Below are 12,454 nucleotides of genomic sequence, written 5' to 3'. Positions count from 1 at the left end.
GTGGTGGTGGTGAGGTGGAGGGCGGTGTGGTGGGTGCTGGTGGTGAGTTGGACGGCCGCGACTTCGCTGCTGCGTTTCGCCACGGCCGGGAGTGTGGACGACGGGAAGTCCACGCTCGTGGGCAGGCTGCTGCACGACTCCAAGTCGGTCCTCAGCGACCAGCTCGAAGCCGTCGAACGCGCCTCCCACGACCGCGGCCAGGACGCGCCCGACCTCGCCCTGCTCACCGACGGCCTCCGCGCCGAACGCGAACAGGGCATCACCATCGACGTCGCCTACCGCTACTTCGCCACCCCCCGGCGCCGCTTCATCCTCGCCGACACCCCCGGCCACGTGCAGTACACCCGCAACATGGTCACCGGCGCCTCCACCGCCGAACTCGCCGTCGTCCTCGTCGACGCCCGCAACGGCGTCGTCGAACAGACCCGCCGCCACGCCGCCGTCGCCGCCCTCCTCCGCGTCCCCCACGTCGTCCTCGCCGTCAACAAAATGGACCTCGCCGGCTACCAGGAGACCGTCTTCGCCACCATCGCCGACGAGTTCACCCGCTACGCCGCCACCCTCGGCGTCCCCGAAATCACCGCCATCCCCATCTCCGCCCTCCAAGGCGACAACGTCGTGACCGCCTCCCCCCTCATGGACTGGTACGGCGGACCCACCGTCCTGGAACACCTGGAGACCGTCCCGGTCTCCCACGACCCCTCCGGCGACCCCGCACGCTTCCCCGTGCAGTACGTCATCCGGCCCCAGACCCCCGAACTGCCCGACTACCGCGGCTACGCCGGCCAGATCGCCTCCGGCGTCTTCCACACCGGCGACCGCGTCACCGTCCTGCCCTCCGGCCGCACCAGCACCATCGAGGCCATCGACGCACTCGGCCAGTCCGTCGACTCCGCCTGGGCACCCCAGTCGGTCACCCTCCGCCTCACCGACGACCTCGACATCTCCCGCGGCGACCTCATCGCCCCCGCACAGGCCGCCGTACGCCCCAGCCAGGACCTCACCGCCACCGTCTGCCACGTCGCCGACCGCCCCCTGAAACCCGGCGACCGCGTCCTGCTCAAACACGCCACCCGCACCGTCAAAGCCATCGTCAAGGACATCCCCTCCCGCCTCACCCTCGACGACCTCTCCCAGCACCCCGTCCCCGGCGAACTCCTCGCCAACGACATCGGACGCGTCGTCCTGCGCACCGCCGAAGCACTGCCCATCGACCCCTACGCCGACTCCCGCCGCACCGGCTCCTTCCTCCTCATCGACCCCGCCGACGGCACCACCCTCACCGCCGGCATGGCCGGCAACGCCTTCGCCGAACGGGCAAGACGGTGTTCGTCTTCCCCGGCCAGGGCTCGCAATGGCCAGGCATGGCACGCGAACTCCTCACGAGTTCCCAGGTGTTCGCCCAGCACCTGCACGCCTGCGCCGACGCCCTCGCCCCGCACACCGACTGGTCACTCATCGACGTACTGACCCATCCGGAGGAGCACGCGGAGACCCTGGAACGAGTCGAAGTCATCCAGCCCGTCCTCTTCGCGGTGATGGTCTCCCTCGCCCGCCTCTGGCAACACCACGGCATCCAGCCCGACGCGGTCATCGGCCACTCCCAAGGCGAGATCGCCGCAGCCCACATCGCCGGAGCCCTCACCCTCAACGACGCCGCCAAGACAGTCGCCCTGCGCTCCCGCGCGCTGGTCGCCCTGGCCGGTACGGGAACCATGGCCTCCATCCCGCTGCCCGCAACCGGCGTCGACCTCACCGCCTTCGGCGAGCGAATCACCATCGCCGCCCACAACGGCCCGAGTTCGACGGTCATCGCCGGAGAGACGGCGGCCGTGGAGGAGTACGTCACCACCTGCCGCACCGACGGCATACGCGCCCGCACCATCCCCGTCGACTACGCCTCCCACTCCCCCCACGTCGAACCCATCCGCGAACACATCCTCACCGAACTCGCCGACCTCACCCCCACCACCAGCACGGTGCCGTTCTACTCCACCGTCACCGGAGCCCTTCACCAGACCGACCGGTTGAACGCCGACTACTGGTACACCAACCTCCGCAGCACCGTCCGCTTCCACGACACCCTCACCGCACTGAATGCCGACGGCCACCAAGTCTTCATCGAAACCAGCCCACACCCAGTCCTCACCACCGCCATCCAAGACGCGCTCGAAGAACTGGACACCCAGGCCACCATCACCGGCACCCTCCGCCGCGACCACCACAGCCCCACCCAATTCCTCACCGCACTCACCACCACCTGGACGACGACCCACGACACCACCCCCAACTGGGCTGCGCTCTACCCCCACCAGCCCACCCGTCCCGTAGAACTCCCCACCTACCCCTTCCAGCACCAGCCCTACTGGCTTGCCGCGCCCGCAGCCTCCAACGTCGGCACCGCCGGGCTGGACGACGCCGGGCACCCGCTTCTCGGCGCCTCCGCCGAACTACCCGACGGCGGCCACCTCTTCACCGGACGGCTCGCCCTCGACACCCACCCCTGGCTCGCCGACCACGCCGTACTCGACACCGTCATCCTCCCCGGCACCGCCTACGTCGAACTCGCCCTCCACGCCGCCCACCACACCGGCTGTGTACTTGTAGGGGAGGTAGTCGTTTTGTTTTTTACATGGTCCTGCAACTACCGACCCTACCACCGATGCCTTCGTCGGCAGCGTCAGAAGTGTATAAGCGACAGGTTCTGGCCGCCGCAGCATCCGATTGTTTCAGCGTCACCGAAATCGCCAAACGACTCGGGCATTCCGGCGGAGCGGTGGGGAACGCGTGCGAGACCCTGGTGGCACGCGGGGAAGCGGAACGCGTAACGCAGTCCCCCCGCACCTACCGGGCGACAGCCACCACCGCAGCAGCCGCGCAGTGCGCCGTCGTCACGGTGCCCAACCCCAGCGCCCCCAGTACCCCGGGCCCGCCCGCGCCACGGCGCAGCCCGAAACCGGCCGGTCCCACGACGAGCACGTCGTCCGGAGCACGGCCCGCCCCGGTGACCCGCCCGAACGGGCAGCAGTACCACCCCAGAGCGCTGGCGGAGTTGCCGGACACGGAGGCGTTGCGGCGGCTGCGCGAGGCGGGGGTGCCGGTGCTGCTGTACGGGCCGCCGGGAACGGGCAAGACCTCCCTGATCGAGGCAGCCTTCCCCGACCTGATCACGGTTGCCGGTGACGGTGACACCGAGGTCGGCGACCTCATCGGGGAGTACACCCAACGCGCCGACGGCGGTTACGAGTTCGTCTACGGGCCCCTGGTCGAAGCCATGCAACAGGGCCGCGCCCTCCTGCTGGACGATGCGACGCTGATCTCCCCGAAGGTGCTGGCAGCGCTGTATCCGGCCATGGACGGCCGTCGCCAGATCCAGGTCAAAGCCCACAAGGGCGAAACCATCACGGCTGCCGACGGCTTCTACGTCATCGCCGGTCACAACCCGGGCGTACACGGTGCCGTACTGACCGAGGCCCTCTCCAGCCGCTTCTCCGTACAGATCCAAGTGGGATCCGACTACGACCTCGCCGCCTCCCTGAAGATCAACCGCACCGCCGTACGCGTGGCCCGGCAGATCGCCCGGCGACAGGAAGTCGGAGAACTGGGCTGGGCCCCCCAACTCCGCGAACTGATCGCCTTTCAGAAGATCGCCGACGTCCTCGGCACCACCGCAGCCTTCGCCAACCTCGTCGGCATCGCCCCGCTGGAAGACCGCGACACGGTAGCCGAACTGGTCAGCAAGAACACCGGCAACCCCGTGAACGCCCTCGCCCTGTCTCTCATACACAGCTGACGCCGCCGACGAGTCCCGCGGAGTGGCCCCCGCTGCGCGCAGTACAGTTGCAAACACACAACGGTCAGTCACCCCTCTAGCCATTCACACCAGCGATCACCAACATCATGGTGCAGCGTGTTCGTGGGTTGGTGGCTCCGGGTCGGGATGAGCCGGTGCGGGTGGAGACGGTGGTGGTGCCGGATCCGGGGCCGGGTGAGGCGGTGGTGGCCGTCCAGGCGTGCGGGGTGTGTCACACGGATCTGCATTACAAGCAGGGCGGGATCAATGACGAGTTCCCGTTCCTGCTGGGGCATGAGGCCGCGGGGGTGGTGGAGTCCGTGGGTGAGGGCGTCACCGAGGTCGAGGCCGGGGACTTCGTGGTCCTCAACTGGCGTGCGGTGTGCGGCCGGTGCCGTGCGTGTGCCCGGGGACGTCCCTGGTACTGCTTCGACACCCACAACGCCTCCCAGCCGATGACGCTCACCGATGGGACGGTGCTCTCGCCGGCGTTGGGGATCGGGGCGTTCGCGGAGAAGACCCTGGTCGCGGCGGGGCAGTGTACGAAGGTGGATCCGCTGGCGGCGCCTGCGGCCGCGGGGCTGCTGGGGTGCGGGGTGATGGCCGGGATCGGTGCGGCGATCAACACCGGGCAGGTCGGGCGGGGTGACTCGGTCGCGGTGATCGGCTGCGGCGGTGTCGGCGACGCCGCGATCGCCGGGGCCCGGCTGGCGGGGGCCGCGAAGGTCATCGCGGTGGACATCGACGCCCGGAAGCTTCAGGCGGCCCGGTCGATGGGGGCGACCCACACCATCGATTCCAGCGCGCAGGACCCGGTGGAGGGGGTGCGGGAGCTGACCGGGGGGTTCGGTGCGGATGTGGTGATCGAGGCGGTGGGGCGTCCGGAGACCTACCGGCAGGCGTTCTACGCCCGGGACCTGGCCGGCACGGTCGTCCTGGTCGGAGTGCCCACCCCGGAGATGACCCTGGAACTCCCGCTGCTGGATGTGTTCGGCCGGGGCGGGTCGTTGAAGTCCTCCTGGTACGGGGACTGTCTGCCCTCGCGGGATTTCCCGATGCTGATCGATCTGTACCGGCAGGGGCGGCTGGATCTGGACGCGTTCGTGACGGAGACGATCGGCTTGGGGGATGTGGAGTTGGAGAAGGCGTTCGGGCGGATGGAAGCGGGCGAGGTCCTGCGTTCGGTGGTGGTCCTGTGACCAGCGCACACGCCGCGGGTGCCGGGAGCGGGCCGCGTATCGAGCAGGTGGTGACCTCCGGGGTGTTCGAGCTGGACGGCGGCAGCTGGGAGGTGGACAACAACGTGTGGCTGCTCGGTGACGACCGGGAAGTCGTGGTCATCGACCCGGCCCACGACGCCGACGCCATCACCACCGCCATCGCCGGCCGCACCCTCCGCGCCATCCTGTGCACCCACGCACACAACGACCACATCAACGCCGCACCCACCCTGTCGACCTGCTGGATGCGGGGGAGCGGGAGCGGGTGCTGGTGGAGCTGGCGGGTGGTGTGGCGGTGCGGCCGGAGGTGTCGGTTGCGGGGTTGGTGGAGCGTTGGGCGGTGTCGTCGCCGGGTGCGGTGGCGGTGGTGTGTGGTGATGAGGCGTTGTCGTACGGGGAGTTGGATGCGCGTGCGGAGCGGGTGGCCGCGGGTCTGGCCGGGCGTGGTGTGGGTGCGGAGTCGGTGGTGGGTCTGGCGTTGCCGCGGTCGGTGGATCTGGTGGTGGCGATGCTGGGGATCTGGAAGGCCGGTGGGGCGTATCTGCCGGTGGATCCGCGGTATCCCAGTGCGCGGCTCGACTACATCCTTGAGGACGCGGCGCCCGTGCTGGTGCTGACCGATGAGGAGACGGCGGGGATCCTGCCCGGCTCCGGTGCCCCGGTGGCGTACGTCGCCGAGGTGGAGGCCGCGGGTGAGCGTACGGGCGGGCTTGCGCCCGTGTTGCCGTCGCAGGCGGCGTATGTGATGTACACGTCCGGTTCGACGGGTGTGCCCAAGGGTGTGGTGATCACGCACCGGGGTGTCGTCAACGGTGTGCAGGGGCTGGCGGCTTCGGTGGGTGTGGACGGTTCGACGCGGATGTTGGCGGGGACGTCCGTCAATTTCGATGTGTCGGTGTTCGAGGTGTTCACGACGCTGGGCGTGGGCGGGTGTGTGGAGATCGTCCGCGATGTGCTGGTGGTGGGTGAGCGGGGTGGCTGGTCCGGTGGTGTGATCAGCACGGTGCCGTCGGTGTTCGCGGAGCTGCTGGATCAGGTGTCGGGGAAGGTCGCCGTGGATGCGGTGGTGTTCGCGGGTGAGGCGTTGTCCTCGACGCTGGTGGAGAAGGTGCGGGAGGCCATTCCGGGTGTGCGGGTGGTCAACGCGTATGGGCAGAGCGAGAGTTTCTATGCTTCCGTCTTCCCCCTGGAGGCCGGGCGTGAGGGTCCGGCTGCCGGGAGTGTGCCGGTGGGTGCGCCGTTGGAGAACATGCGGGCGTACGTGCTGGGGCCGGGGTTGGTGCCCGTTCCTGCCGGTGTGGTGGGGGAGTTGTATGTCGGTGGGGAGATCGGCCGTGGGTATGCGGGCCGTGGTGGGCTGACGGCGGAGCGGTTTGTGGCCGATCCGTTCGGTGAGCCGGGTGCGCGGATGTATCGGACGGGTGACCTGGCGCGGTGGACGGACGCGGGGGTGCTGGAGTTCGCGGGCCGTGATGACTCGCAGATGAAGGTGCGCGGCTTCCGTATCGAGCCCGGCGAGGTCGAGGCCGCGCTCTGCGCGCACCCGGGCGTCGCGCAGGCCGTCGTGACCACGCACAAGGCACGGGAGGGCGGCGGCACACAACTCGTCGGCTACGTCGTTGTCGGCTGTCAGCGAGCTCTTCACCGTCGTCTGCTTCGGCGGCTTGGTGTTGTTTGTAGAGACGGGGGTGGGGGCGACGTGGCGTTCGAGGGCGGTGGCGTCTTCGGGGGAGGTGTTGAAGAAGATCTTGTTTCGTGCGTTCGCGGAGATGCCCTCGCGCAGGTCGCGCGGTAGTTGGGCCAGGTGCTGGTGGGCCAGGAGCATCGCGAGGCGGTAGCCGCGGGCCTCGGCGAGCATGTCCTCCAGCGGGTAGGGGAGGGTGAGGAAGTTGTGCGCTTCGTCGACGTTGAGGGTGGCGTCGATGCGCTGCGTTTCGGGGGTACGGGTGCGGGCCGCGGCGGCCTGCCAGACGCCGGCGACCAGGAACGAGCCGAGCAGCCGGGCGGTCTCCTCGCCCAGGGCGCCTTTGGGCAGTCGGGCCAGGAGGACGCCGCCGTCCAGAACGTCGGCCAGGTCGAAGGTGGAGTGGCCGGAGGAGATGGCGCGGCGGGCGAAGTCGCGGAGCAGGAAGGCGCGGAGCTTGTTCATGATCGGTCCGACCACGGCGGCCCGGGAGGGCTCGGACAGGGACTCGTACCAGTGCCAGAAGCCGCGCAGCACCGGGTCCTTGAGCGTGGGGATGATCCGCAGCCGGTAGGCGGGCTCGCCGAGGAGGCGGGGGACGTCGGCGAGGGTGACCAGCTGCCCGGTACGGCGGGAGTGCTTGAGGAGGGTCAGGCACGCGGCGCGCATCAGGTCGTCCGTTCGGGGGCCCCAGAACGCGGTGAAGATCCGGCGGAAGATGCCGGTGATGTTGTCGACGACGACGTCGATGTCGGCGCCCTCCAGCACGTTGAGGCAGGGCGGGGTGTGCGGGTCGTCGGGGTCGATGAGGACGAGGCGCTCGGCGCAGGTGTCGGGGAGGCGGTCCAGTAGATCGTTGACGAGGTCGCCCTTGGGGTCGATCACGATGGCGCCGCGGTGCTGCCGTACGTCGTCCAGTACGAGGTTGGCGATCAGCGTGGACTTGCCCGATCCGGTCGCACCCATCAGGTGAAGATGCTGGCGGCCGTCCGCTACGCCGAGTCCGACCGGGCGGCGGGCACCCGTATCGGCACGGCCTACGGGTTTGATGCCGCTTCCCGGTGCGGGGAGGGGTACGGACGCTGTCTCTTATACACATTCTAAAAAAAAAAAAAAAATGTAAATACTAATCACTAACGAAACATAAAACGTTGTACACTATCAACTATGTACCTCATAATCGGTACTAGGTGCGATATAGTCTACGTATATCATAAAGCTGAGTGTGCCTCACTAGTGTGTACGAGTCATCTCAGCCGTATGCACACGTCAGCACATACGGTCATTCAAACGGGACACCTCCTCATGTTGTTGTCAAGCGGCGGTCGTGACGGAAGGCGGAGCGTGGTAGCACTGTCGGTCACGGATCATGGCGAAGAGAACGTTGACGCGGCGGCGGGCGAGCGCGAGGACGGCATGCTTGTGTGTCTTGTTCTCGGCTCTCTTGCGGTCGTAGAAGACCCGGGACTCCGGACAGCTGCGGATGCTGATCATCGCGGAGCGGTAGAAGACACGCTGCAGGCCCCGGTGGTAGCGGCGGGGGCGGTGCAGGTTGCCGTTCACGTTGCCGGAGTCCCGGGGAACCGGGGCGACGCCAGCGAAGGTGGCGAGCCGGTCCGCACTGGCGAACCGGGTCAGGTCGCCGCCCGTCGCGGCGAGGAACTCGGCGCCCAGCAGAGGGCCGATGCCCGGCATGCTGGAGATCACCGGGGCGAGTTCGTGCTCGTGAAACCGGGTCTCGATGAGCTTGTCCAGCTCATGAATCTTCTCGTGGAGACCGATCACCTCCAGCGCCAGACCACAGACCACACGGGCAATCGCGGCTTCGCCGGGCAGCTGGGTGTGCTGCCGCTCCGCGGCGTCAACGGCGGCAGCGGCCAGGACCTCCGCGCTGCGGACCTTGCGGTGACGCAGCCACGCCGTCAGCCGCTTGCGGCCCGAACGCCGCAGTGCAGCCGGCGTCTGGTAGCCGGACAGCAGTACCAGCGGCCCAATGTTCGTCAGTTCCAGAGCGCGCTCCAGAACTGGAAAGATGCTCAGCACCTGCGCATGCAGACGGTTGGTCTTCCGCGTTCGCTCCTGGACCAGGTCAGCGCGCCGGTCGGTCATCACCCGCAGCTCAGCGGCCAGGTCGCTTTCGGGAGTCAGGATGTGCAGGTCACGCCGCATACGCGCCTGATCTGCGATGACCCGGGCGTCTTTCGCGTCGGTCTTGCCCAAGCCGCGGTAGCCGACGGAAGCCCGGTTCACGGCGAGGCCGGGCAGATAGACGATCGTCTGCTCGTGATTGAGTAGGAGATCGACCAGCAAGGCGGCCATGCCGTCGGCAACGTCGACGGCCCACACCACATCGCCGAACTCCAGCACATCCCTGATCAGACTCAGCAGTTCCGGCTCGTCATTGACCACTTTCCGCGAGAGCAGCACTTCACCGTCGCTGTCAAGGACGACGGTGTGGTGATGAACCTTGCCGATATCGGTTCCCGCCCAGTTCCGGGCCATGCCTGCCTCCGGTCGTTCGACGCGCTCAGTGCATCCGGACGACCCCGCCAGCATGGTCCTACTCAGCGATACCCGTGGGCCCGCAACTCCTCATCAGTGGTCGAGTCGCCGTACGGCCCCGGGCGGCCAGGTGTCACAGGGAGCCATCACAAGGCAACCACCCCCAAGCCATACCCAGGGCCACTGGATCCTCCGGACCGTACGACAGCCCATCCGACCCATCAACAACGTAGGACCACCCCGGGGGGGGTGCCTCTATGTCTTTCGTCAAGCGAGGCGTGGGGTTCTGGGTTCGTAGAAGGCGCCGTCGCGGAGCATCGCGAAGAGCACGTTGATCCGTTGTCGGGCCAGGCGGAGGAGGGCTTGCGTGTGGGTTTTTCCTCTCGCTCGGCATTTGTCGTAGTAGGTGCGGGAGGCGGGGTCGTGCAGGGCGGCGAAGGCGGAGAGGAACATTGCGCGTTTGAGCTGCCGGTTGCCGCCTCGCGGGGCGTGTTCGCCGTGGATCGAGGTCCCGGACGACTTCGTGGTCGGGGCGAGGCCGGCGTAGGAGGCGAGGTGGGCGGCAGTGGGGAAGCTGGCGCCGTCGCCGACGGTGACCAGCAGCGTGGCGGCGGTCCTGACCGCGACCCCGGGCAGCGAGGTCAGGACCGCGGAAAGAGGGTGAGCCTCCAGCAGGGTGCTGATCTGGGCTTCTGTCGCTCGTCGTTGTTCGTGGACGGCGCCGAGCGAGCGGGCCAGCGACGGGATCACGATGTCGAGAGTGCCGGTGCCAGGGACGGTGACGGTCTGCTCGTCGAGCGCCTCGAAGACGTCGTCGATCAGCCGCGTTGCCATGCGTGGCGCCTTGGGCCGGATGACCTCGACGAGCCTGCGGCGTCCGGCTTTGCGCAGTGCGGCGGGGGATCCGTAGCGTTCCAGCAGCCAGGTCACGGCCTGATGGTCGAGCCGGGGGCCCAGGACGCGTTCCAGGGACGGGTGGAACTGGGTGAGCAGGCCACGGATCCGGTTGCTGGTGCGGGTGGCCTCGGCCGCCAGATCCTGGTCGAAACCGACGAGGACCGTGAGTTCGGCGGTGATCTCGTCGGTCAGTCCCAGCGAGCGCAAGGTGTGTGGCATGGTGCGGGCGGCGTCCGCGATCACGGCCGCGTCGCGGGCGTCGGTCTTCGCCTCGCCCGGGTAGAGGTCGGCGATCCGCCGCATCGACAGGCCCGGCAGATAGGCGACCTTGCAGCCCGCATCCCGGGCGACCGTCAGGGGCAGAGCGCCGATCGAGGCGGGCTGGTCCACGATGACCAGGACGGTGCCGAACTTCGCGGTCAGCTTGTCGAAGACCTGCCTCAACTTCGGTTCGGTGTTGGGCAGCTGCTTGCTGAAGACCTTCTTGCCGGCCGGGGTGAGGCCGTGGCCGTGGTGGGCGCTCTTGCCGACGTCCAGGCCGAGGAAGACGCCCACGTCGTCGCTGTCGTTCAAGCCGTCCTCCCGAACGGGTTCGTGCTGTGCTGGCCGGGGCGTTGGCGTCGTGCGCGCATCCACGTTATGCAGACCTGCCGCCCACCAGGTGCCGGGCGTTGCGCTCGGCCGGGCGGTAGTCGGACCTCTCATCAGCGTCTCCAACGGCGCCTCTCGGGCCCGGTGGCACCACCCCCCAGGTCATCGGTTCGACAGGGGGGAACAGCCATGCCAGGCCCGGAGGCCAGCGGCCCTCTTGCAGGACCGCAGAAAACATAACGGGGGGGGTCGCGGGGTTGTTTGAGGGGTGTGTGGTGGCGTCGCCGGGTGCGGTGGCGGTGGTGGGTGTTGATGGTGTGGCGGTGTCGTATGGGGAGTTGAACGCGCGGGCGAATCGGTTGGCGTGGGGGTTGATCGGGCGTGGTGTGGGGCCTGGTGTGTTGGTGGGGGTGGTGTTGCCGCGGTCGGTGGATGCGGTGGTGGCGCTGTTGGCGGTGGTGAAGTGTGGTGCGGGTTATGTGCCGGTGGATGTGGCGTGGCCTGTGGGCCGGGTGCGTGCGGTGCTGGGGGATGCCGGGCCTGGGGTGGTGCTGACCGACGGGGAGCACGCTGGGGAGCTTGCGGGCTGCGGCGAGTTGGGGTTGGTGGCGGAGGTGCTGTCGGCTGCGGCTGGTGAGGTGCGGGGGAATCCCGGGGACAGTGACCGGACGGCCCGGCTGTCGCCGTTGGATGTGGCGTATGTGATCTATACGTCCGGTACGACGGGTGTGCCGAAGGGCGTTGTGATGCCGGTTGCGGGTGTGGTGAATCTGCTGGGTTGGCATCGGGGTTTGTTCGGCACCGGCTCCGGCTCCGGTGGGCGGGTGGCGTTGTTCACGTCGTTGGGGTTTGACGTGTCGGTGCAGGAGGTTCTGGGGTCGCTGGTGTCGGGGCGTTCGTTGGTGGTGTGTCCGGAGGGGGTGCGGGCGGACGCGGACCGGTTGGTGGAGTGGCTGGCGTGTTGGGAGATTGCGGAGCTGCATTGTCCGAATCTGGTGCTGCATGCGGTGGCGGAGTCGGTGTTGGAGTCCGGGCGCCGGTTGCCTGCGTTGTGTGAGGTGGCGCAGGCGGGTGAGGCGCTGACGGTTACGGATGCGGTGCGGGAGTGGTGTGCCGGGGACGGTGTACGGGTCTCGAACCATTACGGCCCCGCCGAAACCCACATCGTCACCTCCACCGCCCTCGAAGGCGACCCCGGTGAGTGGCCGGGTGCGGCGCCCATCGGTTCCCCGATCGCGAACGCGCGGACGTACGTCCTGGACGCCGGGCTGCGGCCTGTCGCACCCGGTGTGGTGGGGGAGTTGTATGTGGCGGGTGTGGGTGTGGCGCGTGGTTATCTGGGGCGTGCGGGGCTGACCGCGGAGCGGTTCGTGGCCGATCCGTACGGGCCTGTGGGCGGGCGGATGTACCGCACGGGGGATCTGGCCCGCTGGACTCACGAGGGTGAGTTGGTCTTTGCGGGGCGTGCGGATGACCAGGTGAAGATCCGGGGTTTCCGTATCGAGCCGGGGGAGATCGACGCGGTGCTGGCCACGCACGGCTCGGTGGCCGATTCGGTGGTGGTGTCGCGTGAGGATGCCGTTGGTGGCCGGTCGTTGGTGGCGTATGTCGTCGCGGCCTCGGGTGGTTTCGACGCGGAGGAGGCGCGGGCGTATCTGGCGGCCCGGCTGCCGGAGTACATGGTGCCCGCCGCGTTCGTGGCGCTGGATGCGCTGCCGCTGACCACGACCGGCAAACTCGACCGCCACGCCCTCCCCGAACCCGACC

The 12,454-nt window shown here is 68.5% G+C and carries 7 protein-coding genes and 3 pseudogenes; 7 read left to right on the top strand and 3 right to left on the bottom strand.

Annotation, left to right across the window (positions count from 1 at the left end; translation table 11 throughout):
- Positions 1–39 precede the first annotated feature (39 nt).
- The 6 genes and pseudogenes from DVA86_RS34810 (at position 40) to DVA86_RS34785 (ending at position 6,808) form a co-directional block, all read left to right on the top strand.
- Positions 40–1,470: a sulfate adenylyltransferase subunit 1 gene (locus DVA86_RS34810; protein WP_245997499.1), complete on the top strand. Its 1,431-nt coding sequence runs from the start codon at positions 40–42 to the stop codon at positions 1,468–1,470.
- Positions 1,365–2,828 carry an acyltransferase domain-containing protein gene (locus DVA86_RS34805; RefSeq protein WP_208884227.1) on the top strand — a complete coding sequence of 488 codons (1,464 nt, stop codon included), beginning with the start codon at positions 1,365–1,367 and terminating at the stop codon, positions 2,826–2,828. Before DVA86_RS34810 ends, DVA86_RS34805 begins: the two co-directional genes overlap by 106 nt.
- Positions 2,744–3,793: an AAA family ATPase gene (locus tag DVA86_RS34800; protein WP_245997832.1), complete on the top strand. Its 1,050-nt coding sequence runs from the start codon at positions 2,744–2,746 to the stop codon at positions 3,791–3,793. The genes DVA86_RS34805 and DVA86_RS34800 overlap by 85 nt, the downstream gene beginning before the upstream one ends.
- A 107-nt stretch (positions 3,794–3,900) precedes the next feature.
- Complete coding sequence (locus DVA86_RS34795; RefSeq protein WP_208884226.1) at positions 3,901–4,992, top strand: S-(hydroxymethyl)mycothiol dehydrogenase; 1,092 nt, start codon at positions 3,901–3,903, stop codon at positions 4,990–4,992.
- Positions 4,989–5,249, top strand: a pseudogene (locus tag DVA86_RS34790) (MBL fold metallo-hydrolase); the annotation flags it as partial. The gene DVA86_RS34795 and the pseudogene DVA86_RS34790, both read left to right, overlap by 4 nt.
- A gap of 35 nt (positions 5,250–5,284) precedes the next feature.
- Positions 5,285–6,808 (top strand): non-ribosomal peptide synthetase, encoded by a 1,524-nt coding sequence (locus tag DVA86_RS34785; protein ID WP_425471017.1) that lies wholly within the window; start codon positions 5,285–5,287, stop codon positions 6,806–6,808.
- On the opposite strand, the pseudogene DVA86_RS36460 reads toward DVA86_RS34785, so the two are convergent.
- From DVA86_RS36460 to DVA86_RS34770, 3 genes and pseudogenes are all read right to left on the bottom strand, one after another.
- Positions 6,788–7,747: pseudogene (locus tag DVA86_RS36460) on the bottom strand (type IV secretory system conjugative DNA transfer family protein); the annotation flags it as partial. The gene DVA86_RS34785 and the pseudogene DVA86_RS36460 sit on opposite strands and share 21 nt — an antisense overlap.
- 264 nt (positions 7,748–8,011) lie before the next feature.
- Positions 8,012–9,199, bottom strand: a complete 1,188-nt coding sequence (locus DVA86_RS34775) for an IS110 family RNA-guided transposase (protein WP_208884224.1) — start codon at positions 9,197–9,199, stop codon at positions 8,012–8,014.
- Between the two features lie 267 nt (positions 9,200–9,466).
- On the bottom strand, positions 9,467–10,669 hold the full coding sequence (locus DVA86_RS34770; protein ID WP_208884223.1) for an IS110 family RNA-guided transposase: 1,203 nt from the start codon (positions 10,667–10,669) through the stop codon (positions 9,467–9,469).
- A gap of 290 nt (positions 10,670–10,959) precedes the next feature.
- On the opposite strand from DVA86_RS34770, the pseudogene DVA86_RS36405 reads away from it, so the two are divergent.
- Positions 10,960–12,453 (top strand): annotated as a pseudogene (locus DVA86_RS36405) (amino acid adenylation domain-containing protein); the annotation flags it as partial.
- Position 12,454 lies beyond the last annotated feature (1 nt).

The organism is Streptomyces armeniacus, from assembly GCF_003355155.1.
Lineage (GTDB): Bacteria > Actinomycetota > Actinomycetes > Streptomycetales > Streptomycetaceae > Streptomyces > Streptomyces armeniacus.
Note: the sequence above shows the minus strand (reverse complement) of the source record. Positions and strands in the feature narration are given on the sequence as shown.

Bases quoted from the DNA above. Each gene is read 5' to 3' on its own strand.
- DVA86_RS34775 (WP_208884224.1), bottom strand. From the start codon at position 9,199: ATGGCCCGGAACTGGGCGGGAACCGATATCGGCAAGGTTCATCACCAC.
- DVA86_RS34795 (WP_208884226.1), top strand. From the start codon at position 3,901: ATGGTGCAGCGTGTTCGTGGGTTGGTGGCTCCGGGTCGGGATGAGCCG.
- DVA86_RS34805 (WP_208884227.1), top strand. From the start codon at position 1,365: ATGGCACGCGAACTCCTCACGAGTTCCCAGGTGTTCGCCCAGCACCTG.